This window comes from Streptomyces sp. NPDC030021, from assembly GCF_055574035.1.
In genome coordinates this window covers 26658-53452 of the sequence record NZ_JBVIAH010000036.1, presented here as the reverse complement: position 1 = coordinate 53452, position 26795 = coordinate 26658, and the positions used below count along the sequence as shown (strand labels likewise).

Genomic DNA, 26795 nt, shown 5'->3' with positions numbered 1-26795 from the left:
CTCAACCCCCCGCCGAGACCGCCCACATACCAAAAGCTCAAACGGGTGAATTGGGGGCTGCGGACCCCTCGGAGTTATATAACTTCAGCTAGGGTTGTTCTCAACAGGGCGGCCGGTAGGTCGCCGGTCGGTCTCCCTTGGAGGGTTCGAAATGTCTGCTCTGACTTCCATCCCCAGCAGTGCGGCGCGGCTGATCCGGACGGCCGAGGAGAACGACTGGCAGGCCTCCGCCGTGTTCGGCGCGGCCGGCGCGAAGGGCCGGACCGCGGACGCGTGGGTCGTGGGGCTGGAGGCGTACACCACCGCGGGAGAGGTGTCCCTGCTTCTGTACTGGGAGCGCGGTCCCAAGGGCTTCCGGTACGTGGCCAAGGAGAGCAAGGGCGTGCAGGACGGTGTGCAGCTGACGGACATGCAGTTCAAGGCCGTGACGAAGCTGGTGGAGGAGGCCGAGGTCACGGACCCGTTCGAGTACGGCGAGTGCGGGTGTGAGGACCCGGAAGAGGTCGACAACCCGCGGGTGTGCATCGAGCACGCGTACTGCCCGGACCGGTTCGACGCGCGGTTCGGTTGGGGCTCGGAGGTAACCCGGAACGGTGATCTCGCCGGTTGGGGCGAGGACGGGGGTACCGGTGGCCAGTACAGCCTCCGGGTGGAACCGGTCGAGGGTCAGGTGGAGCTCACGCTGGCGGACGTGATCCCCGCCGAGGTCCGGCGGGCGGTCATCCCCGGACTTCCCGAGCCGTTCACGGTCGGCGACTGCAACGTGCAGGTGGCGGCCGGCTTCAACGGCTACTGCGAGGCATACGGGGTCCGCCTGTACCTCGTGGGCACCCGTCGGGACGGTCGGCTCATGTGCGCCGAACACGCCGCGGAGCGCGCCGGAGTCCCGGTCAGCGCGCTGCCCGTACTCGAAATGGACGCCGAGGACCGCCAGCACGCTGCGGACTGCATCGAGGACGCCCGTCAGCATCGGGTGCTGCGAGGTGCCGAGGAGTGGGCGGAGGCGCGCGAGCGGGACGGCCGTACGATCTCGCACGCGTTCGAGGGGTGGGCGGAGAAGAACTGGCACGGCGACGACTACGCCGCGGCGTACGTCGCGTGGCTGCACACCACCGGCCACGCTGCGGACCCCGTCCACGCGTGGGCGGTCACGGGCCCGGTCGACCGGGTGCAGCAGGCCGAGGTGCGGCTGGAGGCCGCGCGCGGACAGCTGGCGACCGCGCAGGCCCTGCACGTCTCCGCGCAGCGCTACAGCGGACGGACCGGCATGCGCGAGGCTCTGGAGCGGCTGCACACCGCACACGCCACGGTCGCCTATGCGGCCGCTGACCACGCCGCGGAGGAAGCGGTGCGCGCGGAGGAGGAGTCGGTGCTGGTCGCTCCGGTCGCCGTGGCCACGACGACCGGAGCGAGTGACCGGTACAGCTTCGGTCTGCCCACCGGTGAACTCGGCGGCCGCGCGGTACACGTCGACGGACACATGGCCGGCCGCGTACGCGAGTCGGGGCGCCACTGGTACGCGATCACCCCTGGACGGGATGCTCGGCCCACCGAGCACGCGGACCGGGATTCCGCGGCCGCCCACCTCGTACGGTGCGCCGACCAGCGCGCTACCGAGACTCGCCACCGCGTCCGAGCCGAGCGCGCCGCGTCCGCCGCCCACCGTCCCGACCCGGTACCCGCGGCACCGTGCGCGGTCGGCATCGCGCCCGTGACGGTCCCGGACCGTCACCAGGGCCAGACCGTCGCCGAGTGGAAGGACGTAGCGGACGGACACGCGTTGCGTGCCGTGCGCGCCGGACGGGCCGTCCAGGCCGCGCGAGCCTCGCTTGAGGGGCCGGCCGTCCGGTGGACCGACACCCCCGACACCGCCGTCCCCGGGTGGGCCGCGCCGGTGCTCCCCCGGATCCGGGACCTCGCCCGGACCGCCCTGCGGCGGGGCGCGGTGGCGCAGGAGCTGTGGATGCGCATCGGGTGGGAGGCGAGCGACGCGGCAGAGGCCGGCGGGGCCCTTCCGGCCCGTCGCGCGGCGGAACTCGCCCACCGGGCCGCCGTCCTGGCGGACGCGTGCGAGCAGGCCGCCGCCGAGGCCGAGGCGCTGGCCACGCCCCCGCTCCTGCGACCGGTCCCCAAAAAACCGAGAAGTTATACAAGTGCGTTCGCCCCGTGTTCGCCCTCGCCGGACACCTCGGCAGGGGTGGGGGCGTCGCCGCCCTGGCGCCGGCCCTGGCCACCCGGCCTCGCCCCTCATTTCCGAAGGACGTCAAAACCGAGAAGTTATATAAGTTAAGGGGTAGGGTGGGGGCGCGGGCCTGATACGGTCCGCGCCCGAGACGAGAGGCGACGCCCGCATGGCCACCGCACCCCGCCAGGTCCCCAAGGTCTATCCCGCCGGTACCGGCAGGCCCACCGACCGGACACTCACCGACGAGAAGGTCGTCCGCACGGTGAACGTGGCCGGCACCGTGTGGGAGGCGGGCAAGAAACGCGCTGGTCAGGACGAGGTCTCGATCTCCCACGCCGTCGGCCTGTTCCTCGAGGCCTACGCCGCCGGCCTCCTCAACCTCGACGCCATCACCGCCCAGCTCGACGCGCTCGCCGCCGGCGAGGACCCTGCAGCCGTACCCGGCGCCGGCGCGTGGACGGAAGAAGCCCCTCCCGCCTTCCCGCACCCCAGTTGGAGCAGCGGGGACGGCGTCCCGCGCGCACTCGACATCCTCGACGCCGAGGACAGGCCCTGACCTGCAAACGCGCACGCCCCGCCCGGAGTCCGGGCGGGGCGTTTGTCGTTCACGAGCAGGCCCGTTGCCGGGCCGCGGTCAGCGCCGGCGGACGGCGAACGCGACGCCGACCGCCGCGGCCAGAGCCCCGGCCACCGTCGCCACCGTCGCAATCGGCCCGGTGAGCGACGGGTGGGCGACGCACATGTAGCCGGCCGTTGCGAGGACCAGGACGCCGACGATGACCAGGCACAGCGTCAGGAGCGGGTCCGTGGCCGGCTGCGGCGGCCGCGGGGGCTGCTGCTGCGGGTCGGTAGCGGTGGACATGAGGTTCCCTCCCGATAGGTGTCCGCGGATGGTCCACGGACATGGCGCTGCACACCTCTCCGGGGGTTGCAGTCTGCGCACTCCGGTGAGGGGCAGACAGCACAGTGCGGAACGCGGGGGTTAGCCGCGCAACCCCACCTGTGCGCGGCCGTGGAGTTCGTTCGATGAGTCGGCGGGCCGGCCGACCGGCAGACCTCCGCGCAGACGTCCTCGCGCGCGGCCGCGCGCGAGGCGGCCCCGGCCAACTGCCCTTGAGCCCTGCGCAGGACACTGTCCTGGTGAACACTCGACGCGCCCTGGGCACAGGCCCCCGCGCCTCCGCTACCTCCGCCGGATCCCGCAGGGCCCGCCTTGCCGCCGAGGGCACCGAGCCGGCTCCCCCGGCAGAGTCCGCCCCCGAGCCCCAGTCCGTACCCGGCCGCCGCTCACTCGGCGAAGGTCCCACGCACCACTGACCAGTTCGCGCCTGGCATGGGGGCGGCCCGGTGGTACTGCCCCCGGAATCCCGGGCACCGGGCCTCACCCACGCACGCCATATCGGCGCGGGCTGCTGCCGACCCTAACCGGGCCGGCCCGCAGCCCCGTCATGGGTGACGCTCCCTCGCTCGCCCGTCGGCGTGTGGTCCTGTACGGCCCTGTGCTGGCCTGACGGGCGGTCAAGCGGCGCGGATATCTCGGGGGGTGGCGTTGATCGCCGTACGGGGCGCACAGGGCTGCGTGCGGGCAGTCACAGACATGGGCCCGCCCGGCACCTGAACGGGCACCGGGCGGGTCTTGAACGGGGCCTAGGAAGCCAGGGCGGCCTTCGCCGCCTCGTAAAGGGCGTTCGGGTGCGACAGCGACCACGGGGCCGGAGCGGCCGCCTGCTGCTCCTGAACGTCGGCGGTGACGTCCGGCACGGGGGCCTCAAGAACGGGTTGGTTCTCGAAGTGGCCGGGGGCGAACGGGTCCTCCTCGGCCGGGAAGGCGTCGGCCTCGGGGTCGGCGGGGTCCTGGTCGTGGGCGGCGTAGAGGGGGGCAGGGACAACCGGCCGGGCCGCGCCGGCGTCCAGTGCGGCGAACTGCTCGGTGAGTTCGGCGCGGAGGCGGGCGGTTTCCTCAGCCTCGGCGGCCGCGGCAGCCTCCCGGGCGGCACGGCGGGCGGCGGCCTCCTCGCGGCGCGAGTTCTCCTCCAGGGCCTCCCCGTGCGCCTGCTCCCGTTCGTCCGCCAACTGCCGGGCCCGGAGGTCTGCCGCGGCCGCAGCGCGAACCTGCTGCTCGGCGAGGAGCTGCGCGCCCTTCGCATGGGCGATCCGCTCCGCGGCTCGGTACTGGCAGGTGTTGCACTCCTCGCCGGTGTTGAGGAACACGCCGGCCTCACAGTTCGGGTGGTCGCACTCGTGGGTGGTGAGCAGCGCGGCGAGATAGCCGACCGGCCGGGCGATCCGATCCCCGTCCTTGTAGCCAGCGCTTGAACGGAGAGGGCCCCCGGCCTGATGCCACCCGATGCTCAGCCGGAGCGCGGCGTGCTCGGGGCGGCGCGGGTACATCGCGTACGGCCCCGAGCGGGCGTCCGCGTAGTGCCCCAGGAACTCCCGCACCGCGCGGCGCAGGGTGGAGATGCGGGCGGCCGGGGAAGTCAGCACCCCGAGGTCGTCGAGCATCGCGTACACCTCATCCTCACCGGCCACCGGCTTCAGCTCCGAGACCTGAAGAGGGCCCTTCGCTGCCCGCTTCTTCGGCTTCGCCGCCGCGGCGCCGGCCTCCTCCCCCTCCTCCGTTGCTGCTGACTCCGAGGAGTCGGCGGCGGAGCCGCCCGCAGCGGTCGGACTTTCAGGCGCCGCGCCGTCACGCGCACCCGCACGCGTAAAACCCCCCGCACTGTGGCCTCCGGCCGACCCCCCCGGTTGTGCAGGAGTAGAAGAAGGAGAAGCACAAGAGCAGGACTGCGGCGCCCGTTCTCCCAGGTCATCACCAGAGTCGCGGTCGGAATTCCGACCAGCCTGGTCAGAATTCCGACCGGGCTGGTCGGAATTCCGACCAGCGTCCTGCTGGTCGGAATTCCGACCAGCAGCCTTGGCGGCCGCACGGGAGGCGTCCTGCTCCGCCGCTTCGAGGGCCGCCTGCTCGGCCTTTGGCCGGATGGAAGCGAGCTTCTCCTCCGTGTTGGGCCACCGCGGTTTGAAGGCGTTCGCGGGCTGGTCATGGATCTTGATTCGCAGTGGGCGGCCCTGGGCCTTCCCCCCGGAGGACGTGGTGACCGGACCACCCTCGGGGGTGGTGATCAGCCCGACCGCCGACAGGCACCGCAGCAGCTCCCGGATCCGGCTGAGGCTCGAAGGCTTCCCGTTCGGGCCGGGGATGAGCTGGCACAGCTCGGCAAGGGTCAGCACCCGGACGCGGTTCTTGACGCCCTTCCCCTCGAACACGAGGGAGCGCAGGATCAGGTACCCGCGCACGTCGGCGTCCCGCAGGTCGTCGCACAGGCCGATCCAGTCGCGGACGTACGTCCCATAAAACGGGTTGTGGTCAGGGCCGTGCAGCTCGGCGAGCTGTTCAGCGGCGTGCGCCTCGCTCATCGGGCACCTCCGGCGGCCAGAAGGTCGGCGTGCGCGGCGGTAGGGGGGTGTGGTGCGGCAGCGGTGGGGGTTGTGGTTCCCCCCACACGGGGTGTAGGGGGGAAGTGACCTCGCTGGTCACGGTGCATCTGGGGCGCCCTTCCTGACCCGCGTGCGCCGCCGCTGCACCCGATCGCCGACGAGCCGCCTAGATCTAGCTCGGCATTGCCCGTACGATCAAAGCAACGACCCGCGCGAGCGGGTTCACCGGACCCGTCCCCCTTGTTCCCGCAAAAGACTTCGGGGGGCGGGTTCTCTGTTGTCCTGGGCCGTCCCGACGGGGCGGCCCTTGGCATGTCTGGGGTGGAGTCTCTCCACGGTGTCCTGGCCGTGGCAGCTAGCCGCGCGGCAGGGACAAGATCAATGAGCAGCGCTGAACAGGCGAAGGCCGCGGGCTGCTCGCAGCTCATCCACCCGGGCGGGAGACAGCTCGGCCAGGGCCTCGCTGGGGCCGGCCACCAGGTGCCAGGGGGACATCCCCCAGTGGTCCGCCAGCCTGCCGAGGTCGGCCATGGACCAGGGGGCCAGACCGCGCTGACGACGCCCGATCATCACGTCCGTGACGTTCAGCAGTTTGCCGAGGCTGGTGTACGTCTCGCCGGTCATGTTCAGCACGGCGGCGATACATGCCCTCACCTGGGCCTCGACCGGGTGAGGGGCGTACTTCGGGTGCTTCATGTCGGATTCTCCGTCAGAGGTGATCACGGCAAGTGCCGTATTCGTACCACAGGTACGGATGATCTGAGTTGGAAAAGGCGGGGCTCACCGGGCTATTCACCCGTTCGTACCCCGCCTCGGGCCGCCCGTCGGCGGCCCGCTTCCGTCAGCTCAGCGGGACGCCGTACCGCAGCGTCCAGCCCGGGCCGAGGATGTGCCGGGAGACCTCGACGGTCCGGCCATCCTCCGTGCGCCCCACGTGCGTGATGGTGAGCAGGGCCGCGCCCGCCTCCACCCCGAGGGCCTCGGCCTGCTCCGCGGTCGCCTTGGCCAGGGTGACGTCCTCTACGACCTCCGCCTGCGCCAGACCCGCGTCCGCCATGCGGGAGATGATCCCGCCTGCGCCCGTGTCGAGCTGCGCGACGGCCGGCGCGGCCTCCGCGACGAACGCCGGGATGTATGTGTCGCAGAGCTGCACCAGGCGCTCCCCGTCATACATGCGGCGGCTGCGGATCACGGTGTCCGCTCCATCGCCGAGGATGGCGGCGACGTCGGCCGGGGCCGCGCCCCGCGTCACCTCGACGTCGGCGCGGGGGCTCCCCCCGGCCCTCTTGGTCTCGGCCTCGAAAGCGCCGTGGGCGCCACCCTCGGCGCGCTGCCGGTAGCGGCTCCGCGCGTCCCGGGTGATCGTCCCGTCAGCGTCGATGGTGTTGCTGGGCATCTGTGCGTGCTCCTTGCTGGTGATGGGTGATGTCCGGGATGGGCGCTAAGCGTCCAGTTCCCACGTGTACGAGAACCGCCAGATGTTCGCGGGCATGACGTGCACGGCGACCTCGACAACACGTCCGTCTGCCGTAGCGGCGTGGTGCACCAGCTCGTACACCTGCCTGTCGGCCGGGATGCTCAGGGCCTCCGCCTCGGCCGCGGTCGGGAACCTGACCTCGATCGACTCCCGGATGCGCCGCTGGGCGAAACCGAGGTCGGCAAGCCGGGACTTGCTACCGCCGGGGCCGGTGTCCTGCTGCTCCAGCTGCGTTTCCCCGGCGATGTCGAGTGGGAACCACGACGTCGCGAGCTGGACCACGAACCCCTCGTCGGAGGGTGCAGCGTCCCGGCCGGCCCGCATAGCGCGGGACCGGTAGACCGCCTTCGCGGAGTGGTGCAGCCCGAACGCGGCGGCGACTTCCTTCGGCGGGCGGGCCCGGCCGATGTCCGTCGGGGACGACTTGTAGACCAGGCCGAGCCGGTTCAGCTCGGCCTCGAACGCACCGCGCGCGCCGCCCTCGGCGCGGGCGGAAGGCTGGTACCGGCCGACGCCGTCCCTCGTGATCTTCCCGATGAACGGCGACACGAACGAACCCTTGCCCTGCTGCGTGAAGGCGAGGCCGTCCCGCTCCAGCGCGCGGAATACATCCCTCGCGGTCTGGAACGCGATTCCGTGGGCCGCCTGGAGATCCGCCACCGAAGGCAGCTTCTCGCCTGGCCCGAAGCCGTCCGCGCCGCGTTCGATCTTGGCCCGCAGATCGGCCGCGATCGTCTCGACTTTGCCCGGTTCTCGCTTGGCCACGGCCGTCCGCCTCTCATTCGTCGCTGTTGTGGTCCCTGTCCGGGACAGCATCGCATAGCTAGTTGAGCATCGAAAGTTGGGGCCGTCAATCGGTGTTTTGCCGCGTGGATTCCCAGTTGAGACAAGCCCTTGCAACACACCTAACTAGTTGGGTTGACAGGGGCTGTGAAGGGTGGGTTAATCGACCCGTGACCGCCACTCAACTAGTTGAGTGAGGGCCGGAAGATCCCTGTATCTGGGGGTTTAGACGGGTCTTGGTCGCAAGCCCGGACGGAAGCCGCGCGACAGCGGGGTGGACGGAAGGAAGCGGCCGTTCTTTGAGAACTCCATATGCGTGCAGCCCAGCCCACACCCGGCCTTACCGGTCGCGGCATCACTCGCCATGAGGCGCGTGGACGTGAGGAACGTAGGGGGGAAGGCGTGCACGAGAAACGGCAACGGCGACAAGCCGGCCCCCGCCGCCCTGGGCGGTGCGAGGCAAAGATCGCGACCCACCACTTTGACGACGGCGCCGAGCCGTCGCCGTCCGGCATCCCCCGCACACCGCGGCGGGTGCCGGTCGGCGGCCCCTCGGCCACCCAAGGCCCCGGACGCCGCTACCGACGCCGCCGGGGTCTACGCACGTCAGCGCATGCACCAGGAGGTCACTGTGAACGACTGCGCCCGCCAGAACCTGCCGGCCCCGAAGGCCGCCGACGAACCGCCTCGGATGACGATGCGCGTGAGTCGGGACGGAGGCCGCACGTACGGCCCGCACGTGGAGGTCCGCACCGAGGAGGTGCCGGTGCCCATGTACACGCTGCAGTACCCGCCGTGCCGGTGCCCGCAGCACCGCACCGCCTGACCCTCTGAACAGCAGACGGCCCCACCGGAGGCGCTACCGACGCCTGTACCCGGAGGGGCCGTCCCAGCACTTCCCCTACCGACATCACCGGAAGGAGCGCACGACATGAACGATACCGACGAAGAGTTCGACGCCGACGCGTGGCGTGAGCAGTACCTGGCGGAGACGACCGCGCCGAGCCTGTACTGGACGGCCCGCCACCTGGACGTCGTGGAGCACGCCGCCGGCCCGGGGATCGTGGCCGAGGCGGGCGCCTACCGGCGCGCGGCCGGCGGCCGCCGGATCGCCGCCGACCGGATCGCGGGCCTGACCGAGGCCGGGTTCCTGACGGCCGCGACGAACGGCTGCGTGCGGGCCACCGCCGACGGCGTGGAGGCGGTCCGCCGGATCCGGATGGTGCCCGGCGCGCTGATGACCGATGCCGACTTCGCCGCACGGGCCCACCGCGTGCTCCGCGCGAACCAGTCCCTCTCCCCCACGGCCGCGCGCGGCAGGGTCCTGCCGTGTCTGCCCGGCGGGCTCGAGGACGCCCGCCGGAAGCAGGCGGCGCGGGAGCGGCGCGCGGAGTGGGACCGGCAGGCCGCTGTCCGCCGCGCCGAGGTTGAGGCGATCCGGGCGCGCAGCGAGGCCAAGGACCGGGCTGAGGCAGCCCGCCGGGAGGCCGAGCGCGCGGCCGCCCTCGAACTGGAGCTGCGCGGGTGCGGGCAGTGCGCCGACGTCTCGCCGGTGGAGGCCCGTTGCAGGCTCTGCCAGGACGCTCCGCTCGCCCCGCCCGTTCCGGCGGCCGCCGAGGAGCTGCACGAGACCGAGCACGCCGCCGGGCCGGTGGAGCCGCGGACCGCCACCGGGTACGTCACCGTTCGCCCGTTCATGGCCGGCGGCCGGACCGAGGCCCGCTTGATGTTCCCCGCCCGGCGGGCCTGGCGGGCCGCCGAGCACAAGGGCATTGCCGCCGAGGTGGCGTCCCTGTTCGGGCTGGCCGTTTCGACGCCGCGTCGGATGCTGGCCGACGGCCGCCCCGAGGGACGCGAGGAGACCCGCGTACTGCTGGTGGCCGGCGCCGAACGGCAGATGACCCGCTACCTCCGGGCGCTCCCCCAGGTGCTGGCGGGCCTGGAGCGTCTGGCGACCCGCGCCGCCCGGCAGTTCGGGGCGTGGCGCCGTTCCTTGATGACCGTCCTGGGCGGCCACCTGGACGCCGAAACCCCGACAACCCTGCGAGCCCGGGCGCGGACGTTCCGCTCGGCGGTACTGGCCCGACTCGCCGGGTTCATGAGGACCGGTGCCCCGCACCCGTCCGGGACGGACCTGCGGGCGGCCCTGTGGGACCAGGTCGATGCCGTGGCCGCCGAGGTCTGGGCCGCCGCCCCCATCGACCCGTGGGCCCTCGCCGCCGACGTCGCCACCGAGCACCAGGCCGCCGTCGAGACGCCCGAGCACTCGCACCTGGACGCGGTGGTGACCTACCGAGCCCTCGTGGTGCCGGTGCCGGCCGTCGCGCTCGCCGCCTGACCTCTGCACAGCAGCCGGCCCCCACCGGAGGCGCTACCGACGCCTGCACAGGAAGGGGCCGTTCCCGCACGTCTCTACCGACATCACCGGAGGACAACGCCATGCACCAGACCACGCTCGCCCTGGCCCCCACCGACTCCGACGCCGACATGGACGAGGCGCTGCGCCGCGTCCGGTCCGGGAAGTGACCCGGCTCCCGCTCCTCCCCTGACCCGACACCCCCGGCCCGGGACCGTCACCGCGACGGTCCCGGGCCGGCCTGCACCCGGGAGACACCCCATGAACCTGGATCGCATCCGGGCCGGCATTCACACGGCGACCGCCCGCACCGAGGACGCCGTCACCGGCACGCTCACCTCCCCCGTCACCGCCGCGTTCGTCGGCGTGATCGCCGGGTGGGCGTTCCTCGCCGGTGACCCCCTCGACGGGACGGCCGCGCTGCTCACCGCCGTGGGCCTGACCGCCACGTGCGCCGCCGCCCGCCTCGGCGACCAGCCCGACCGCCCGACGCCGCCGTGGACCTCGGGCGGCCGGCCCGCCCTGACCGCCCCGACCGAGACCCCGGAGGGTCCGGCCGTGAGCCGCTGGACTCTGACGGCCTGCCACATCGACGTCGACGTGTGGGGGTGGGAGCTGGAGGGCGACCACTACGGCACTCACGGCGAGTTCCACCCGGACGACTTCGCCCGGGATGTGGAAGCGGCGAAGACGTGGGCCGAGGTCATCATCGGCCGCGGCCGCCTGCTGTGGCTTCACGCCCGAGTAGAGGGGTTCGACCGGTGGCAGGCCACCGCCCCGGACCCCCGGTGACGACTCCCCACCCGGCCTCGACCGCCCCGGCCGCGGCGCACGCTGTGTTCCGGGCGGTCACCCGGCGGGACGGCCGCCTGTGCCGCACCGCCGGGTGCTGGGAACTCGCGACCGTCCTGACCCCGGCCGACCCGGCCGTGCGGCTGGTCGAGGCGGTCCGCCTCCCCGCCGAGGACCTGACGGCCGTCTGCGCCCCGCACGCCGCCGACGCGGACCAGGCCGGCCGCCGGATCCGCGAGGCGGCCGCCGCGGCCGCCCTCGCCGCCGCCCAACTCGACCTGTTCACCTGACCGAGGAGACCCGCCGTGTACCGCATCGTCCGCACGACCGCCTTACTCGCCGATCGCGCCGAGCTCGCGCAGGCCCGCTTCGAAGCCGAGACCGCCAACGATTCCGCGATCCGCGCCGAGGGCACCGCCGAGTGCCTGGCGGAACAGCTCCGCCAGGCGAAGCACGACGCCGACGCGGAGTTCGAGGGGATGCGCGCCATCCTTCGGCAGGCGACCGCCGAGCGGGACGAGGCCCGCGCCGAGCGCGACGCCTTCCGTGCCGAGGTGGAGGAGGCCCGAGACCAGGTCCTCCTCGACGCCGAGGACCGGGTGGCGCTGCGGGCGCTGCTGCGCACCGCGCGCAGGCAGGCCGCCGCCACGGACCGCGTGTATGTCCTGTTCCACCGGGGCCGGTTCCACAGCGTCCACACCACCGTCGAGGGGGCCGAGGCCGCCGCCGAGGCCGAGGGCGCACCCCGCGACGGGTGGACCGCTACGGTTCCCGGCGCGGCACTTCCGCCGGCCTGCGAGGTCGTGTGGCGTGTGCAGCCGCTCCCCCTGTGCGACGCCCGGTAGACCCGTCAGCGATCCTCACTCACGGGCGACGGCGGCCCGTACCCGCTGCACGAGGACGCGTTCCCGCTCTGCGAGGACGCGTTCCCGGCACGTGGGCCGCCGTCCCTGTCCACCACCGCACAACACCCGGAGGTCTCCCCGTGGCTATTGCCGCGATGCCACGCACTGACGGCGGCGCACGCCCCGTTCCCGACGCGCGGCCGTCCATTCCCGCCGCGCACGCCCCCGTTCCCGTCGCACACGATCCCGTTCCCGCCGCGCCGGAAGGGATCCTTCCGCCCGCCCGGCTCGGCGAGATCGTCGGGACGCTCAGCCGCCCCCAGAGGATCTCCATTGGGGCGATCGTCTTCGCCTCCGTGCTCCTCGCCGGAACCGGCCTGTACCTCTCCTTCGAACACGTTGCCGCGTTCGCGCACGAGCGGCTGCGCTTCCAGACGCTCGGCAAAGCGCAGTTGTTCACGCTCGGCGTGGACCTCGGGATCCTGGTGCTCATCGCCATCGACCTCGTGATGGCGTGGCTGCGCCGGCCGATTGGCTGGGTCCGCTTCCCCGTGTGGCTGCTGACCGGCGCGACGATCGTCCTCAACGGCGCCTCGGCCGCACCGGCGCCGGGCGAGGCCTGGACCGGCACGGATTACGTGGCCGTGTTCGCGCACACCGTGGTCGCCTTCCTGTTCATCGTCATCGTGGAAGTTGCGAAGACGGCCATCAACCGGGCCGTGCGCCCCGCCGCGGACGACCAGGAGCAGACCGGTGTCCCCGCCTCCCGCTGGGTCCTCTCGCCCGCCCGCACGTTCATGCTGTGGCGCTCCATGAAGCTGTGGGACACGGACTACTTCGAGGCCGTGGAGCGGGCGCAGTCGATCCACGTGTACCGCGTCCACCTGGAACGTCGGTACGGCCGCGGCTGGCGGCGCAAGGCGCCGGCTGACCTGCGGCTGCCTCTGACCATGGCGCCGTACGGGCTGACGATCGAGGAGGCCCTGGACCTGCCCAGGCAGGCCGCGGAGCGCGAGGCGGTCTTGAAGGAGGCGCAGGAGGCCGAGCGGGTCGCCGCGGAGACGCGGGCCGCTGACCGGGAAGCCGACGCCAAGATTGCCCGGCTGCGGACCCATGGCCGGGTCAAGGCCGCGGAGCACGAGGTGGAGGTGGTGACCACACAGGCCGCGATCGCCGCCCGGGCGGAGTTGACGGCCGCGGAGCGGGCCGCCGAGGCCGAAGTGACCGCCCTGGAATCCGTCGCGGCCGCCGAGGCGGACGCCCGCCGCGCGGAGGCCGAGAAGAGCGCGGCGGAAGCCCGTGAGGCCGCAGCGGAAATCGAGGACCGCGCGGCGGGAACGGCCGAGCGCGCGGCGGAAGCGCGGCGCCGCGCGGCGGAAATCGACGCCCAGGCAGCCGCCGCGGAGGCCTCTGCGGAGGCGGCCCGCCGGCGGCGCGAGGAGGACGCGGAGCGTGCGGCGGAAGCCGCGGCACGTGCGGCGGAAACGCGGCTGCGCATCGCGGAAATCGAGGGACGCGCGGCGGAAGTCGAGGACGAGGCCCGGCTGAACCAGAAGGACCGCAACGTCCTGCGCCTGGCCCGCATGGCGATCCTGGAGCACGGCGGCGAGGTCGACGCCATCCCGCTGGAGACCGTTGCCGCCGTCTTCGACGTATCGACCACCACCGCGTCGAACTACCGCAAGTGGGCCGCCGAGAAGATCGCCGAGGGCTACCGGCCCGACGGCATCTGATCCGACCCGGCACACGGAACGGCCGCCCCCGAAGGAAGCGGGGGCGGCCTTCTGCTGACCGTACAGCGCACACGACCCCAGCGGGGGCGGACCGGACATCCCGGACCGCCCCCGCTGCGCATCTCTGGCGCTCGCCCTGCCGGCCCCGGCACCCCGCCGGGTCCCGCTGCGTGACCACCAGCCCGCCCGACCACTCCCCCCGAGCACGAGGAGCACGCCGTGGACCGTACGCCCGCCCCCGCCAACACCAGCACCAACTCCTCCGTGGAGGCGTACACCCGCCTCCTGACCGTCCCCGCAATGACCGCCTACACCGCCGACCGCGAGGCCACGCACGCCGGAGACGCCCACGAGTACGCGCTGTTCCTCGCCGCGATGGAGGGCGCCCTGGGCGCCGAGGTCGTGCCCGGTGACGGACGCTGGTCGGCCGCGCTGCGCACCCGTCGGGCCACCAAGCCCCTCAAGCGGGTGATCAAGGGCGCGCAGATGCAGGCGGAAGGGTTCCGTGACCTGCGGAAAGTCTTCGCGGCGCACGTCCACCACGTCACCGCCCTGCCCGGTCAGCGCGAGGCCAAGGCGGCCCGCCGGGCCGATCGGCGCGCCTCGGTCGGCGCGGCCGCCGCCAAGGCCCTGCACAAGTCGGCGACCGCCCCGGCCCCGGCCCCGGTGCCGGCCTTCGCGGAGCAGCCGCACCAGCAGGGTGCGCAGGTCCGCGGGATCACCGAGCTGTGGGACCGCCGCGGCGCCTGACCCCGCCTCACCCCACCGCCGCGCACCGGGACGTCCCGGTGCGCGGCCCACCCCCAGGAAGGACGGACATGGACACCGCCACCGAGCCGATGACCGCAGCCCAGCGCCGGGCCCACAACCAGGCCGTGCACCGGGAGCAGCGCATGGCGAACGCCGCCGCCCGCGGGCCGGCCGGGATCGCCTTCGCGTGGGCCGACGAGGCCCGGGCCGTGGCCCGCGAGTGGGAGAGGAACCGGGCCGGGACGGACGACGCGGACGCCGCTTGGAACGACCTCGCGACCACCCTCGCCAACTTCGTCAAGCGCTACGGACGGTGACAGGGCGGCCGGTCCGGGGCGGGGTCAACCACCACAACAACAACGCCCCGGACCGGCCCCCGGCCTCGCGCGTAATGCGGACGCGCGACGCACGGACCCGCGGACGCGCGGACGCCCGCGCGCGTAAGGCACTCCGTGACCCTGTGTCAACTCCCGACAGGAGCCGATCATGAGCAATTCGTCCGGCCCGACCCCGCCGCCCGGCGGTGGAACCGTGGTCCAGTTCCCCGGGCGGCCGGCCTCGCCCGGCCTGCCGCCGCCGAGGAACCGACCCCCGGCAACACCTCCCGCACCCCCCGCCGAACCGCCGCCGGGGCCGCCCGCCGCGCCCCCGGCGGCACCCCCCGCGGGACTGCCCGCCGCACCTCCGGCGGCGCTCCCGGCGGCACTGCCCGCCGCGCCTCCGGCAGCCTCTCCGGCAGCACCGCCCGCCCCGGCTCCGGCGCCCCCCGCGGCCACCCCGGCAACCCCGCCCCCGCCCACCCCGGCGGGGGCGCCGTTGTCTCCGCCGGTCGGGCCCTCCCGGCCCCGGCGGTCGGCGGCCGCCTCGCTCGCCGCCGTCAGCCCGGGCCCGCCCCCCGCGCCGGCGGTGCCAGCCACCTTCCGATCGGAAGGCGTCGACAGCGGCGGCGACGGCCTCGGAGTCCTCTCGTTCTCGGCGGTCCTCGCCATCGCGCTCGCCGCGCTCCGCGGCACGGTCACGGTGGTGCACGACTGGCACCAGCGCCGCCTGGAACGCGCCGCCGAAGAGACCGTCTGGCGGGAAGCACAGATCAAGCGCAAGGCCGCCGAGGAGGACGCCCGGGCCCGCCTCACGAAGGTCCCGACAACAGCCGAGTTCGGGAAGGCCGCAGCCGGCGGAGGATCCGCCGGCGGTGGCGGCCGCTCCCCCTCGGGCGGAGGATCCGGCGGCGGGGGCACTCGCAAGAACGGCGGTACGGGCGGCGGGACATCGCCCGCCGGCGGCCGCGGTGGCGGCACCGGCTCGGGGAACAGCGGCGGGAAAGCCGGCCCCCAGGGCGGCCGTACCGGCAACGGCGGCACCGGAGGCGGCGGGAACACCAAGCCGGGCGGCGGGAACGCCAAGCCGTACAACGGGAACGGGAAGCCGGGCGGCGGGAACGTCAAGCCGGGCGGCACCGGACCCTCGGGAACGGGCACCGGCTCGGGCGGCGGGAAGCCCTCGGCGGGCGTCCAGTCACCGAGCCGGGGCAAGTCACCCGGCGGGGGCGGCGGTACCGGCCCGCTCCAGAAGATCCGCGACCGCAAGAACAAGGGCGGCGGCGGGTCGGGCGGAGGCACCGGTACCGGGTCGTCCGGGGCTGGGGGATCCGGCACCGGCAAGCCGCAGGGGAAGGGCGGCACGCAACCCTCCGGCGGGCCGACCGGCACCGGCACTGGAGGCGGCACCGGCCCCGGGCCGTCGCCCACCGGGAACGGCCGGAAGAACCGGCGGACCCGGAAGCCGCGCCCCGGCCGGCCGCAGACCCCGCAGCAGCCGGGGCGGGGTCAGCAGCAGGGCCAGGGGCCGCAGGGACCGGGCACTCAGCAGCCGCCCGGCACGGCCCCCACGACACCGAAGAACCGGCGCCGCCGGATCATCAGGCGGAAGCGCCAGCAGCAGCCCGGCCAGACACAGCCCCAGACCCCGCAGACCCCGCAGCAGCCCGGGCAGGGGCCCGGCCCCGGACCCCAGCAGCAGCCGACCGGCCCGACCCCTCAGGGGAGGCGGCGGCGGTGGAGCCTGCGGAAGCGCAGGGGCGTCAAGCCGGTCCGGAAAATTCCGGGCATCGAGCACGGCACCCTGGAGGGCTACGACGTCCACGAGTGCCGGTGCCGCCGGTGCGTGAAGGCGGACCGGACCCGGCCGCTGTACCCGCCCCGGCCGACCTATCCGCCGAGGCCGACGCAGCCGCCGACGAACGGTCAGCCGCAGACCCCGCCCCCGCCGGGGCAGCCGCAGCAGCCCCCGACGCCCCCGACCGGGACGCCGCAGGGCGGACAGCAACAGCCCCCGCAGAACGGCCCCCAGGGCCCGCAGAACGGCCCGCAGCAGCCCCCGCCGAGCGGTGGCCCGCAGGCCCCGCCCGGCGGTCCGCAGGGTCACACACAGCCGCCCGGGCAGGGGCCAGGCCAGACCGGCCCCCGCAACCGCAGGCGGACGTGGAGGCGCCCCCCGGGCGGGCAGACCACGCCCCCGCCGACGGGCGGCCCCTGGAGCACATACGGCCACGGGCACGGCACCACCGCCCCGCCCCGGGGCGGCCGCACCCGCCGCTCCGCCGCCGACTCCGCGCAGCACGTCATGGACGAGCAGGAGCGAGTGACGGTCACGTACGAGTGGCTCGCCCGGCCGGCCCGCCCGCCCCGCATGCCTGCCGGTTCGCTCCCCGCGGCCGGCACCGCCCGCACCGCTACGAAGGAGCCGCCCGTGAAGTCCTCCGCCCCCACCCGGTCCACCGCCGGGTCGGTGCCCGCCTACACCCGGCCGACGCAGGCCGCCGCCCAGCACATGACCGAGGTGACCCTGGACGACGTCCTGACCGGCCTCGGGAGGTCGGTGCGGCGTTGCCTCGCCACGTACGACGAGTGCAGCGTCCTCGCCGAGAACGCCCGCAAACTGCGGGACGCGCTCGCCGACCTGTCCGACGACCTCGCCAACCACCACAACGTGATCGGCCGGAGGACGGGCGCAGCGATGGGCCGCCTGTCGGAGTTCATGGACCTTCTCGCCCGCCGCGCGGACGCCATGCAGACCAAGTCGTTGCACGCGGCGGAGTCGATGGAGACCGCCCACGACGAGATGCGCGACGGGTACCGGCCGCTCCAGCAGGCGACCGCCGACGCCGGCCTGTCCACGCCCTCCGCCCGCGCCCACAACGAGGACTGACCACCATGAGCGAACTCGTTCCGTACACCCCGAACCTTCCGACCGGCCGGGGCGGTCAGACCCCCGGGTTCCTCGCCCTGGCGGGCCGCGTGGCCAAGCTGGCCGCGTCCGCCGCGCACCTCGCCGAGGGGCTGTGGAACCTGCGCCGCCAGATGGAGCGGGACGCCAACCACGCCGACCTCCTCGCCGACCTGTGCACGCAGGCCGAGGTGGCCCCCCACTTCACCGGGCTGGTCCGGGAGGGGGCCACCGCGCTGCGCGACGTCGCGAAGGCCGCGGCCGACGTGGCGCGGACGGCGTCCGACATGAGCACGGCCGCCGACGACCTGAACGGCGAGCACCGGGCCGAGTACGGCGGCATCTACGAGACGTCGCGGCTCGGCCCCCCGCAGGCGAGGCCCGGGTTCTACCGGGTCACCCGCTGACAGCGCATCACCTCCGTACGGCCCCGAGGGGGCCCGGCGCCACGGCCGGGCCCCCTCGCCCTTTCCCCGAGTCCACGCACCCGCACAGCACGCCCTGGAGGCCCCCGTGACCACCGCAGCGCTCCCGCCCGCCGCCCCGGCCGCACCGGCCGAACCGACCACCGCGCACCCCGGCCTCCACCCGACGGCCGCCCGGCGCCTCGCCATCGCCGAACGCGTCCTGTACGGGGCGGGCGGCATCCTCGCCGCGGTGGGACCGCAGACCGACGTCACCGGCCTGCACGTCGCTGCGCTCGCCGCCGGGGCCGGCACCCTCGCCGTGCTGTGGCGGCGCACCCGTGTCGGGGGCGCGGGCCTCCTCCTCGCCTGCACCCGGGCCCTTCCGGTGCTCGGCCTGTCCGGTACGTACGCGGCCGCGCTGATCGCGCCGGGCTGCTCCTGGTGGGAGATCGCCGCCCCCGTCGCCGCGGCCGCCGCCTCCGGCCTCGCCGTTCCGCTGACCCGGGCCGCCGGGATCAACCGGGCCGTCAACACCCTGCCCGCCCTCGCGGACGCCGCCGAGCCGGACGCCGGTGACTACCTGTCGGGGGTGCGGGCCCTGTGGGCGGCCGCCGCCTCCGCGAAGGGGACCGAGCTGACGGCGCTGCACCAGCCCGAGCCGTACCGCCCGGCGTTCACCGCGGTGATCCTGGCCGCACCCGGCGAGGCGGTGTCGTCCCGCCTCGACGAACGAGCGGTCGCCGCGATCTTCGACGTGCCCGTGGCGGCCGTGGTCCTGAACGCGATCCCGGGTTCCGGGCCCGGCCGCCTGGCGCTCCTCGTGGACCCCGCCCGGGCCGAAGAGCAGGCCGCCCGCGAGGGCGACCCGGTCCGCCAGCTGTGGGCCGAGAAGGTGTCAGGGCCCGGCGGCATCGCCCCGGGGATGAACCTCGCCGACTACCGCCTGGAGGACGGGAAGGCGGTGTTCCGCGTCGAGTCGGACGACGACCGGCTGATCTCCATTCCGCGGCTTCCGCTCGCGCGGGCGCTCGGCGTCGAGGACCCCGACCTGCTCATGGTCGAGGCCGGCCGACTGTCCACCGCCGTGGTCACGGTCTACCGGGAGCACCCGCTCCTGCACATCCGGGAGGCGACGGCCGAGGACCTGACCATGCGGGCCGACGGCACGTTCGCCCTCGGGCTGCGCCACGACGGCCGGCCGTCCCGCATGAAGCTGTACGACCCCGAGTTGGGCGGCCTCGCCGACATCCTCGTGGGCGCCCCCGGCTCCGGGAAGTCGGTCACCATGCTGACGATCCTCGCCGCCGAGCGGCTGTCGGGGATCGTCAGCATCGTCGCGGACGCGCAGGACGGGATGAGCCTGCCGGAGGCGCGCGGCCGAGTGGCCCACTTCGGGGCCGGTAAGGCGGCGCTGGCCGCGACGCTCGCCGGGGCCGACGCCGTCGCCCGGTACCGCGAGGGCATCAGCGCCGCGAACGGCTGGGGCTCCTTCACCCGGGGCGAACCGTGGTCCCTGGTGAACATCAGCCTTGACGAGATCAACCAGGTGTTGGCCGAGGACGCCGAGGTAACCGACGACTTCCGCAAGTGGGTCGTCGCCATGGTCGCCCGGGCCCTGACGACGTACCGGAAGCTCGGCATGGGCCTGCGGATCGCCGGTCAGTCCATCCACCTCGCCGACCTCGGCGACAGCGACAAGATCCGGGCTGGTGCCCGCCGGGGCAGTGTCTGGCTCGGCCGCGTCGACAGCGAGATGACGCAGCGCATGGCCTCCTCCATGAAGGTCAGCAGCGTCGAGGTGACGCCGATCCCGCCCTATTTCGGCGGCGGCGACGGCGCGGAGGTCGAGGCGGCGTGGGCCGGGGAGGAGGCCCCCACCGGCCCGGTCACGGCGGGCATGGCCTGGCACATCAGCGGCGGCACCATCGGCCTGATGCGGGTCTGGCGGGCCGTCAAGGAGCGCAAGACGTACCCGCACCTGATCCGTCTCATGGAGTCCGCGCCGATGCCCGGCCTGACTCCCGAGGAAGAGCAGGTGTTCCACGCCGCGTACGAGCACGCCCTCCGGTACGCGGAGGACATGTTGCAGGGCACCGGCGGCCTCGACCGCGAGGCCCTGAACGCCGAGCTGGAGACCGTGGTGGAGGCCCTCGACGCCCACCACGGGAGGAGCGGCGCGGGCGCCCCGGTCGGCGCCCCGGTCAAGGCGCAGACCCTCGGCGACCGGGTCGTGGACGCCCTCGGCGCCGGGCCGATGCGTACCCGGGACATCCGGGCCGCGGTCGGTGTCGGCACCTCCGGCGGCCCGTCCGCCGCGACCGTCGAGACCACCATGAGCCGCCTCTCCGCCGAGGGCCGGATCGTCAAGGGCGCCACCCACGGCACGTGGGCGCTCCCCGGCTCCACCCCGCAGGACTGACCGCACCGCACACCGCACACCGCAGCACCCCGACCCCGAGGGCGGGCCCGGCACCACGGGCCCGCCCTCCCTCGTACGCGACCACCAGGAGCAGCCCGTGAGCCACGACCGCCACAACCTCCACCGCGTCCCCGACGGCGCCGCGCTCCCCTTCCCGGGCGACGCCACCGCCCTGGACCTCGCCGCGGTCATCGCGGTACTCGGCGCCCTCGCCCCCGAGCTTGCCGCGCCGAGCGCCCCCGATCAGCTGCGCCTCGCCCAGTACGCCCGCACCGCCGAACTCGGCCGCTGGATCGCCGCGGCCGCCGACGACCTCGCGGCCGGCCTCGGCGCCGAGATCGACCGCCAGCAGGACGGCCGGTCCTGATGACCACCACCCGCCACCCCGAACCCGCCCACGAGGAGCACCCCGTGCCCGACCTCTCCCGCCTCGACCCCGCACGCGTCTACCGCTACGCCCCCGACCTCCTGATCGAGGCCCACGAACTCCTGACCCTCTCCTCCCAGTTCCTGGCGCAGACCCTCGGTGGCGAGCAGAACGACCCCGAGGCCCTCCGCGCCTACCTGCTGCGCCGCGCCGCCCAGTCGGACCGGGTGGAGGCCGGCGGCATGTTCGGCGAGGCGGCGTCACGGGCGCAGGCCGCGGAGTCGTTCCGGCTCCTCACCGACCTCGACCGCGCGCACCCCTGGCTCGTCCCGGCCGGGCTGACGCCCCCCGGCGTCGAGGCGCCGCACGAGGAGCTGCGCGCGTACGTCCGCGAGTGCTACGACGCCGCCCCCTGGACCTGACCGCCGCCGAGCCCGGACAGCACGGCGGGGGCCGGCACCGCCGCCGACCCCCGCCGCTGACCCGCCCCGTGAAGGAGCACCCCAGCATGCACGAGCAGCCCGCCCGCTACACCGCACCCGCCCCGGCCTACCTCGTCCCGGCCCCCGCCGCGCCCCTCGTCCACCAGCCGCGCCCGTACGGGGAGCAGCACGCGGTGCTGCTCCCCGCGCCGGCCGCCGAGCGCCGCGCCCTCGTCCAGCTCGATGACGGCTCGTGGGTCGCCGCGTACGTACCGGCCGCGCCACCGGTCATCGTGGCCGCCGCCCCCGAGGCCGCCCCCGCCCGCCGGGGCCTCACGCCCTTCGAGCGGACCGCCGTCACCCTCGTCGGGAGCATCTGCGCCCTGACCCTCTGCACCGGGGGAGCCCTCGCCACGGCCGGACCCGCCGCCCTCGCCGCCGCCGCCGAACTCGCGATCGGCGCGGCCGCGTTCCTCGGGACCGCCGCAGTCGGGTGGGTCGTCCTCCGCTTCACCGGCGCCCTGTCCCGTGCCTCCGGGGAGCAGGCCACGGCCGCGCCCGCCCCGGCGCCCGTCACGGTCAACGTGACCGGGACCGGCGGGCAGGGCGGCCGGTGGGGCTCCCGTGGCGGCGCCGGGGTCCACATCGACCGAATCAACATCAGCCGCTGACCGCCCTCGACCACGACCAGGAGCAGCAGATGACCAGCACCGACCAGACCGGCCCCGCGCTCACGATCACGTCCTTCGGGTACGGCCACCAGCCCGGCGGGGTCGCCCCGGCCGCGCACCTGACCCTCGACCTCCGGCAGCACTTCCGCGATCCGCACGTGGACCCCGCCCTGCGGGAACTGACCGGCCGGGACCAGGAGGTGATCACGGCGGTGCTCAGCACCCCGGGGATCCCGGCCCTGATCGCCGCCACCGTCCAGGCGGCCCGAGCGTTCCTCGGCGGGCCGTCCGTCGGGCCGTTGCACATCGCGGCGGGGTGCGTCGGAGGCCGGCACCGTTCGTACGTCGTGGCCTCTGCCCTCGGGACCCTGCTCGCCGACCTCGACCCCGCCGTGGTCCACCTCCACGCCGACCGCCCCGTGATCAGCCGCCCCGCGCCCCAGAGCTGACCACCCACCAGCACGACCAGGCCCCCGGGGCCGCCCCTATCGAGGGGCGGCCCCGGGGGCCTTTTTGCGTTTCTGGAGCACTTCGGCCTGACCGGCTTCACCCCTGGTCAAAGGCCTACACGGGGGAGCGGCAGCACCGTGACGGACGCCAACCCCGCGAAGTTTCCTGCACTTCGCGACAGACGTCGTGAACTCCTAGGGGTGCGGCACCGCCCCGGATCCACGCGGTCGGGCTGCACTGCCGGGAACACCCGGCAGCAGGACCTCACGAAAGGGACCACGTACGTGAACATCACCCCCGGCGGAGGCGCCGGCCCGCGCCTGTCCGTGCTGCTCCTGGTGGCGGTCGCCGCCGTTGCAGCCGCGCAGAGTGAGGCATGGGCGAGTGCGGTGGGAACTGCGGTCACCCTGTACTCCGTCCTGACCATCGGCAGCCAGGACCGGAGGAATTGACCATGGCCCGCACGAAGCCGACCGCCGCCCACCTTGCCCTGGTCCGAGCCCTCAAGGAGCGCGGGTGCAAGTCCAGCCCGACGCAGGTGCAGCGTTGGCAACAGGAGGGCTGGCTTCCCAAGTCCTCGACCTGGTGCGTGCCCGGCTCCCCCACCGTCCAGCCGCACATCCTGCACCGGGCCCTGATGGTGGCGCTTACCGTGCGGCAGGGCCGCGGCATCGGGTGGACCGGGTGGCACCTGTGGGCCTCCGACGCCACCCCCGACAACGCTCGGCGGCTACGGACGGCCCTGGTCGCGACTCTGAAACGGCCGCTGACGCGGGCGGGCGTCGACAAGATCCCCACCGGGAACTCCAACCGGGCGTTCCAGGCCCGACGGGCCGCGGCTGGGAAGATGCTGAGGAACCGCCGTTCGCCGCGGCGGGACCTGGACGCGACTCTGCGTGCCCACGCTGCCGAAGCCGGGCTCGAACTGCCCCGCTCGCCCGGCGCCCTGCCGAACGTCTTCCACCGGGCCCTGATGGACCCCGGCGCCCGGCTGCAGCTCGGCGGCGCCGCCGACGTCGGGATCGAGGAGCTGCTGGAAGCGCTGGAACGGGCCATGCCGGACCACACCGAGATGATCGAGAACTTGCGTGAGGAACACCGGCAGGCCGAACTCGCCGGTACCGACCTGTTGGCACAGTCCCCGTGGGCTCAGGGCATTCCCGGCATGGTGCGCACGGTCGAGACGGCCGACGACCGGGACCTGTGCCGCGCCGTGCACACCTGCACGTTGGCGACCGGCGCCCTTCACGATCTGATGCGGCGCTCCTCGGGCGAGCCGGAGATCCTCGCCCGGCTGACCGGGGATGTGATGTGGCAGCGGTGGGCCGTTGTCGGTGGCATCACCCCGGAGGGGGCCCCTGGCTTGGCTGCCGTCGCCCTCAACACGGTCCAGTACCTGATCGAGCCTGACTGGGCCGCGGAATTGGTCCGGTACATCTCCCTCATGCACGCCTTGGATGTCGCCTACCCCGAGCACCCGGGCACCCCCGGAGGCGGGATGGAGGTCTGAGTGCTGCGGGGCCGAGCCGGCCTTTCCGGCGGGGTCAGTAACCCCGCCCCGCACTCCAGAGCTGACCGCCACCAGCACGACCAGGCCCCCGGGGCCGCCCTCACCGGGCGGCCTCGGGGGCCTTTTGCGTTTCGGCGTGAGTCCCGCATGCGGGACAGATCGTTCGAATGAAATCGAACGAGGGCGTCGTCCTAGACGTCCGGCAGGTTGTCGACCAGCACCGTCAGGTGGTCCCGCAGCTGGACCGCCAGTCGAGTGGCCTCTGCGGGGTCTGCCGCGGCGGCCGCCTCGTATGCGGCAGCCAGGCCGGACGTCTTGCCCGCGAACGCCGCGGCGGTGGCCACGTAGGCCGCGAACGCGGCTACCGGGCCGGTCGGCTTCACCTTGGCGGCCGCCTCGGCGGCGGCCTGCTGTACGGCGAGTTCGTGGATGCGCTTGCGGCGCTGCTCGGTGTCCAGCTCTTCCGCGGCCTTGCGGGGGAATTGCTTGACGACGGCGGTGATGGTTTTGCCGCTGAGGGTGTCCCGCCCTGTCGCCTCGGCAACCGTCCGGTACGCGTCGGCGGCGGCGTCCGCCCCGTAGTCCTCGCGGATGGGGGTCAGGCTCTCGGCTGCGCGCTGGCTGATCACGTAGGACCGCACGTTGTCTGAGTCCCGCATGCGGGACAGATCGTTCGATTCCAGTTCGAGGCGCGGCGGCTCGGCCAGAAGTGCCGCGATGGTCGCCCCTGCGATCTGCCGGTACGCGTTGGACGTCGACATGTCCGCCACGTCCCGGATGAAGGCCTCGGCGGTGTCGTAGTCCCGCCTCCAAAGCCGGCCCCGCAGCGAGATGTCCAGCGCGCTGGCCGCGACGAACCACGCGTCGCGGTACTGGGCGAAGGAGCGTCGGCACAGCTCCCAGGTCTCTTCTTCCTGAGCGGTGAGCGGTCCCTGGGCGTTGGGCGCGTCCACCGCGGCCGGCAGCTCCTCGAACCGGATCATCGGCTGCGCCCGGCCCTGGGCCACGTCCTCCTCGCGCAGCGCGACTTCGCCGCCGTTCGCCTCCTGCTCCTGCGCCTTGCGCCGCCGTTCCTGTCGCAGCGCACGCAGTTCCTCGGGTGTGGGTCGTCCCTTGCTCACTTGCTGATCAGCCCCCGCTGCTCCAGCTCCGTCACGAGCTCATCGAAGTGCGAGCCGACGGCCGAGATCGGCAGGCCCTCGCCGGTGCTCGCGTACCGCTGCACCGAGGGGATCATCGTCGTGAGGACGTTCCACCCGTCCGCTTCCAGGCCCTTGCGGATGTCCTTGGGGGCCGTGATGGTCCCGGGCTGCACGCGGACCAGGAGCACCCACCGCTTCGGCTTGGGGGCGTCCGGATTCCTCAGCTTGGCCCACGCCAAATCGAGGAACCCATCCATCGGGAGCTCCTCCATGCGTTCGACGTCGCCGTTGGTCGCCGCGCACACGACGATGACCAGGTCCGAGACGCGCAGCACGGAGTACCCGATGCCGGCGTGGTTCTCCAGGTGGCCGCAGTCGACCGCGCCGATGTGCCCGTCCGGTAGCTTGCCCGGCGCCTGCTCGTGGAACCGGGTGTCGGCCAACTGCTGGACCTCGAACGGCTGGTCGGATGCCTCCCACCACCGGTGGAGCTGCTTCGACTCGTCCGCGTCGAACCCCGTGACGTCGTAGCCCCGGGCATGCAGGGCGTGAAGCAACCACCAGATGACCGTGGTCTTGCCGGTGGACCGGGGTGAGACAGCAGTAATGAACATGCCCGCACCCTACTGCGCGGCCCTTCGGCGCCGGCCGAGTCCCGCCGTGAGGGGTTGCCCACAGCACCGGACCGGCCCCCCAGGCGGCGTACGAGGGCTGGCCCGGTGGCACCGGGCCAGCGGCGGCTATCGCCGTGAGGCGGAGTGATGGGTGGAGCCTCCGTGCTCCCCGGTTTCCGGGTCAGCTGCCGTGATGGTCAGGGTGAGCTGGAACTCGCTGGTTCCTTCCCGCGGTCCGGGGACGCGCGCCCAGGCCGCGGAGTGGATTTCCAGCTGCGGAGCCTGCCGAGCGGCTGCGGCTGCGGCCTCCAGAGTGGCGGCGGGGGTATCGCCGGTGCAGACCAGGGCGGCGAACGCGCTGACCGCCACGTCGGCTTCACTGAGCGCGGCGGAGTGCACGGCCTTCCCGGCGTGGTGAAGCGTGTTGACCAGGTTCATGCCGAAGGACGGGCCGGCCGGGGCGCGCAGGTCGAGGAGCGCGTCCGTGGTCGGCGTGGTGGCGGGGAGACCCGCGGGTCCCGGATTGCTGGCAGTGCGTGGCGTGGTGTTCGTCATGGCTCGGACGGTAGGGCCGTGGCTGTTCAGGGGTGGCACGCACAGTGCGTGCCTTGTGCGGGGAGGACGGGTGCCGGCGCACGGGGAGGCCCTCGGAGCCGGGCGGGGCTCCGAGGGCCGGGGAGTGCACGGCCCCCAGGAGGGGGGAGGGCCGGCACGGGTCAATGGGCGCGGGCGTGCTCGATTCGGTCGGCCCGGTCGTGGCGTTCCGCGTCGGTGGCGAGGAGAGCGTCCCGCAGGGCCTCGGCGTCAACGTAGCGGGCCGAGAGGGCGGCGGGCCGGCTGAGCCAGGCAGCTGAAAGGGTTCCGGTCTCTCCCGCCGGGGTCAGCAGCCACGTGCGGCGGGGGAGGACGCGGACACCCCGTACGTGGGCGAGGCCCTCGGCGGTGCCGAGCGTCACGTACGTGATCAGCTCCTCACGGTTGTAGTCCGCGATCACGGCGTAGCCCTCATCTGCGGGGAGCTCCATGGCGTCGAGGGCTTCGAGGCCGCGTCGAAGGGGAGCCACGACCACGGCGTCCCACCCCACACCGCAGGGCTCCAGTACGGCGTGCCCGTGCCGCAGCCGTTCGAGGTGCTCCAACGGCGGGTCGAGGCGGTCGGTCCATGTCGGGGTGCTGTCCAAGGAGTTGGCCATATCCGGACCGTAA

28 protein-coding genes are annotated in these 26795 nt (G+C 73.9%); 19 read left to right on the top strand and 9 right to left on the bottom strand.

Features of this window, described 5'->3' with window-relative positions:
* The first annotated feature begins 151 nt into the window (after positions 1-151).
* Positions 152-2290 (top strand): hypothetical protein, encoded by a 2139-nt coding sequence (locus tag ACZ4YL_RS39665; protein WP_468123230.1) that lies wholly within the window; start codon positions 152-154, stop codon positions 2288-2290.
* A 61-nt stretch (positions 2291-2351) separates the two neighbouring features.
* Entirely contained in the window at positions 2352-2741 is a 390-nt protein-coding gene (locus tag ACZ4YL_RS39660; RefSeq protein ID WP_468123229.1) for a hypothetical protein, read from the top strand.
* A gap of 78 nt (positions 2742-2819) precedes the next feature.
* Here ACZ4YL_RS39660 and ACZ4YL_RS39655 read toward each other — a convergent pair whose 3' ends face one another.
* From ACZ4YL_RS39655 to ACZ4YL_RS39635, 5 genes are all read right to left on the bottom strand, one after another.
* Positions 2820-3047, bottom strand: a complete 228-nt coding sequence (locus tag ACZ4YL_RS39655) for a hypothetical protein (protein WP_468123227.1) — start codon at positions 3045-3047, stop codon at positions 2820-2822.
* A gap of 785 nt (positions 3048-3832) precedes the next feature.
* Positions 3833-5605 carry a hypothetical protein gene (locus tag ACZ4YL_RS39650; protein ID WP_468123225.1) on the bottom strand — a complete coding sequence of 591 codons (1773 nt, stop codon included), beginning with the start codon at positions 5603-5605 and terminating at the stop codon, positions 3833-3835.
* Between the two features lie 399 nt (positions 5606-6004).
* On the bottom strand, positions 6005-6322 hold the full coding sequence (locus ACZ4YL_RS39645) for an XRE family transcriptional regulator (protein ID WP_468123224.1): 318 nt from the start codon (positions 6320-6322) through the stop codon (positions 6005-6007).
* Between the two features lie 145 nt (positions 6323-6467).
* Positions 6468-7022 (bottom strand): UTRA domain-containing protein, encoded by a 555-nt coding sequence (locus tag ACZ4YL_RS39640; protein ID WP_468123222.1) that lies wholly within the window; start codon positions 7020-7022, stop codon positions 6468-6470.
* 45 nt (positions 7023-7067) lie between these two features.
* The gene (locus ACZ4YL_RS39635) at positions 7068-7868 is read right to left on the bottom strand and encodes a GntR family transcriptional regulator (protein ID WP_468123220.1); all 801 of its coding nucleotides are present in this window, start codon (positions 7866-7868) and stop codon (positions 7068-7070) included.
* Positions 7869-8517: 649 nt separating this feature from the next.
* Here ACZ4YL_RS39635 and ACZ4YL_RS39630 point away from each other — a divergent pair.
* The 17 genes from ACZ4YL_RS39630 (at position 8518) to ACZ4YL_RS39550 (ending at position 23833) form a co-directional block, all read left to right on the top strand.
* Complete coding sequence (locus ACZ4YL_RS39630) at positions 8518-8712, top strand: hypothetical protein (protein ID WP_468123219.1); 195 nt, start codon at positions 8518-8520, stop codon at positions 8710-8712.
* Positions 8713-8817: 105 nt separating this feature from the next.
* Positions 8818-10224 carry a hypothetical protein gene (locus ACZ4YL_RS39625; protein WP_468123217.1) on the top strand — a complete coding sequence of 469 codons (1407 nt, stop codon included), beginning with the start codon at positions 8818-8820 and terminating at the stop codon, positions 10222-10224.
* Between the two features lie 279 nt (positions 10225-10503).
* Entirely contained in the window at positions 10504-11034 is a 531-nt protein-coding gene (locus ACZ4YL_RS39620) for a hypothetical protein (protein ID WP_468123216.1), read from the top strand.
* Complete coding sequence (locus ACZ4YL_RS39615) at positions 11031-11324, top strand: hypothetical protein (protein WP_468123215.1); 294 nt, start codon at positions 11031-11033, stop codon at positions 11322-11324. The genes ACZ4YL_RS39620 and ACZ4YL_RS39615 overlap by 4 nt, the downstream gene beginning before the upstream one ends.
* A gap of 15 nt (positions 11325-11339) precedes the next feature.
* Entirely contained in the window at positions 11340-11879 is a 540-nt protein-coding gene (locus tag ACZ4YL_RS39610) for a hypothetical protein (RefSeq protein ID WP_468123214.1), read from the top strand.
* A gap of 155 nt (positions 11880-12034) precedes the next feature.
* Positions 12035-13612 carry a DUF2637 domain-containing protein gene (locus tag ACZ4YL_RS39605; RefSeq protein ID WP_468123212.1) on the top strand — a complete coding sequence of 526 codons (1578 nt, stop codon included), beginning with the start codon at positions 12035-12037 and terminating at the stop codon, positions 13610-13612.
* Between the two features lie 219 nt (positions 13613-13831).
* The gene (locus ACZ4YL_RS39600) at positions 13832-14362 is read left to right on the top strand and encodes a hypothetical protein (protein ID WP_468123210.1); all 531 of its coding nucleotides are present in this window, start codon (positions 13832-13834) and stop codon (positions 14360-14362) included.
* 68 nt (positions 14363-14430) lie between these two features.
* Positions 14431-14679 carry a hypothetical protein gene (locus ACZ4YL_RS39595; protein WP_468123208.1) on the top strand — a complete coding sequence of 83 codons (249 nt, stop codon included), beginning with the start codon at positions 14431-14433 and terminating at the stop codon, positions 14677-14679.
* A 589-nt stretch (positions 14680-15268) separates the two neighbouring features.
* The gene (locus tag ACZ4YL_RS39590; RefSeq protein ID WP_468123207.1) at positions 15269-17569 is read left to right on the top strand and encodes a hypothetical protein; all 2301 of its coding nucleotides are present in this window, start codon (positions 15269-15271) and stop codon (positions 17567-17569) included.
* A 5-nt stretch (positions 17570-17574) separates the two neighbouring features.
* Complete coding sequence (locus ACZ4YL_RS39585; RefSeq protein ID WP_468123205.1) at positions 17575-17994, top strand: conjugal transfer protein TraB; 420 nt, start codon at positions 17575-17577, stop codon at positions 17992-17994.
* Between the two features lie 106 nt (positions 17995-18100).
* Positions 18101-20413 (top strand): hypothetical protein, encoded by a 2313-nt coding sequence (locus ACZ4YL_RS39580; RefSeq protein ID WP_468123203.1) that lies wholly within the window; start codon positions 18101-18103, stop codon positions 20411-20413.
* A gap of 97 nt (positions 20414-20510) precedes the next feature.
* Positions 20511-20780 (top strand): hypothetical protein, encoded by a 270-nt coding sequence (locus ACZ4YL_RS39575; RefSeq protein ID WP_453419916.1) that lies wholly within the window; start codon positions 20511-20513, stop codon positions 20778-20780.
* The gene (locus ACZ4YL_RS39570) at positions 20780-21202 is read left to right on the top strand and encodes a hypothetical protein (RefSeq protein ID WP_468123201.1); all 423 of its coding nucleotides are present in this window, start codon (positions 20780-20782) and stop codon (positions 21200-21202) included. The genes ACZ4YL_RS39575 and ACZ4YL_RS39570 overlap by 1 nt, the downstream gene beginning before the upstream one ends.
* A gap of 86 nt (positions 21203-21288) precedes the next feature.
* A complete protein-coding gene (locus ACZ4YL_RS39565; RefSeq protein WP_468123199.1) occupies positions 21289-21873 on the top strand; it encodes a hypothetical protein in 585 nt (194 codons plus the stop codon).
* Between the two features lie 29 nt (positions 21874-21902).
* Positions 21903-22322, top strand: a complete 420-nt coding sequence (locus ACZ4YL_RS39560; protein ID WP_468123197.1) for a RapZ C-terminal domain-containing protein — start codon at positions 21903-21905, stop codon at positions 22320-22322.
* A gap of 285 nt (positions 22323-22607) precedes the next feature.
* Positions 22608-22775, top strand: a complete 168-nt coding sequence (locus tag ACZ4YL_RS39555) for a hypothetical protein (RefSeq protein ID WP_468123196.1) — start codon at positions 22608-22610, stop codon at positions 22773-22775.
* A 2-nt stretch (positions 22776-22777) separates the two neighbouring features.
* The gene (locus ACZ4YL_RS39550; RefSeq protein ID WP_468123194.1) at positions 22778-23833 is read left to right on the top strand and encodes a hypothetical protein; all 1056 of its coding nucleotides are present in this window, start codon (positions 22778-22780) and stop codon (positions 23831-23833) included.
* A gap of 191 nt (positions 23834-24024) precedes the next feature.
* On the opposite strand, the gene ACZ4YL_RS39545 is transcribed toward ACZ4YL_RS39550, so the two are convergent.
* The 4 genes from ACZ4YL_RS39545 to ACZ4YL_RS39530 form a co-directional block, all read right to left on the bottom strand.
* Positions 24025-24954: a hypothetical protein gene (locus ACZ4YL_RS39545; RefSeq protein ID WP_468123193.1), complete on the bottom strand. Its 930-nt coding sequence runs from the start codon at positions 24952-24954 to the stop codon at positions 24025-24027.
* Positions 24951-25589 carry a hypothetical protein gene (locus ACZ4YL_RS39540; RefSeq protein WP_468123192.1) on the bottom strand — a complete coding sequence of 213 codons (639 nt, stop codon included), beginning with the start codon at positions 25587-25589 and terminating at the stop codon, positions 24951-24953. Before ACZ4YL_RS39540 ends, ACZ4YL_RS39545 begins: the two co-directional genes overlap by 4 nt.
* A gap of 126 nt (positions 25590-25715) precedes the next feature.
* A complete protein-coding gene (locus ACZ4YL_RS39535) occupies positions 25716-26144 on the bottom strand; it encodes a hypothetical protein (RefSeq protein ID WP_468123190.1) in 429 nt (142 codons plus the stop codon).
* Between the two features lie 161 nt (positions 26145-26305).
* Positions 26306-26782 (bottom strand): hypothetical protein, encoded by a 477-nt coding sequence (locus ACZ4YL_RS39530; protein WP_468123188.1) that lies wholly within the window; start codon positions 26780-26782, stop codon positions 26306-26308.
* Positions 26783-26795: the final 13 nt, after the last annotated feature.

Excerpts from the sequence above, each read along its gene's own strand:
- ACZ4YL_RS39550 (WP_468123194.1), top strand. The coding sequence starts at position 22,778 with ATGGCCCGCACGAAGCCGACCGCCGCCCACCTTGCCCTGGTCCGAGCC.
- ACZ4YL_RS39645 (WP_468123224.1), bottom strand. The coding sequence starts at position 6,322 with ATGAAGCACCCGAAGTACGCCCCTCACCCGGTCGAGGCCCAGGTGAGG.
- ACZ4YL_RS39650 (WP_468123225.1), bottom strand. The coding sequence starts at position 5,605 with ATGAGCGAGGCGCACGCCGCTGAACAGCTCGCCGAGCTGCACGGCCCT.
- ACZ4YL_RS39625 (WP_468123217.1), top strand. The coding sequence starts at position 8,818 with ATGAACGATACCGACGAAGAGTTCGACGCCGACGCGTGGCGTGAGCAG.
- ACZ4YL_RS39665 (WP_468123230.1), top strand. The coding sequence starts at position 152 with ATGTCTGCTCTGACTTCCATCCCCAGCAGTGCGGCGCGGCTGATCCGG.
- ACZ4YL_RS39540 (WP_468123192.1), bottom strand. The coding sequence starts at position 25,589 with ATGTTCATTACTGCTGTCTCACCCCGGTCCACCGGCAAGACCACGGTC.
- ACZ4YL_RS39660 (WP_468123229.1), top strand. The coding sequence starts at position 2,352 with ATGGCCACCGCACCCCGCCAGGTCCCCAAGGTCTATCCCGCCGGTACC.
- ACZ4YL_RS39560 (WP_468123197.1), top strand. The coding sequence starts at position 21,903 with ATGACCAGCACCGACCAGACCGGCCCCGCGCTCACGATCACGTCCTTC.
- ACZ4YL_RS39605 (WP_468123212.1), top strand. The coding sequence starts at position 12,035 with ATGCCACGCACTGACGGCGGCGCACGCCCCGTTCCCGACGCGCGGCCG.
- ACZ4YL_RS39565 (WP_468123199.1), top strand. The coding sequence starts at position 21,289 with ATGCACGAGCAGCCCGCCCGCTACACCGCACCCGCCCCGGCCTACCTC.
- ACZ4YL_RS39595 (WP_468123208.1), top strand. The coding sequence starts at position 14,431 with ATGGACACCGCCACCGAGCCGATGACCGCAGCCCAGCGCCGGGCCCAC.
- ACZ4YL_RS39655 (WP_468123227.1), bottom strand. The coding sequence starts at position 3,047 with ATGTCCACCGCTACCGACCCGCAGCAGCAGCCCCCGCGGCCGCCGCAG.
- ACZ4YL_RS39530 (WP_468123188.1), bottom strand. The coding sequence starts at position 26,782 with ATGGCCAACTCCTTGGACAGCACCCCGACATGGACCGACCGCCTCGAC.
- ACZ4YL_RS39535 (WP_468123190.1), bottom strand. The coding sequence starts at position 26,144 with ATGACGAACACCACGCCACGCACTGCCAGCAATCCGGGACCCGCGGGT.
- ACZ4YL_RS39585 (WP_468123205.1), top strand. The coding sequence starts at position 17,575 with ATGAGCGAACTCGTTCCGTACACCCCGAACCTTCCGACCGGCCGGGGC.
- ACZ4YL_RS39620 (WP_468123216.1), top strand. The coding sequence starts at position 10,504 with ATGAACCTGGATCGCATCCGGGCCGGCATTCACACGGCGACCGCCCGC.
- ACZ4YL_RS39570 (WP_468123201.1), top strand. The coding sequence starts at position 20,780 with ATGACCACCACCCGCCACCCCGAACCCGCCCACGAGGAGCACCCCGTG.
- ACZ4YL_RS39640 (WP_468123222.1), bottom strand. The coding sequence starts at position 7,022 with ATGCCCAGCAACACCATCGACGCTGACGGGACGATCACCCGGGACGCG.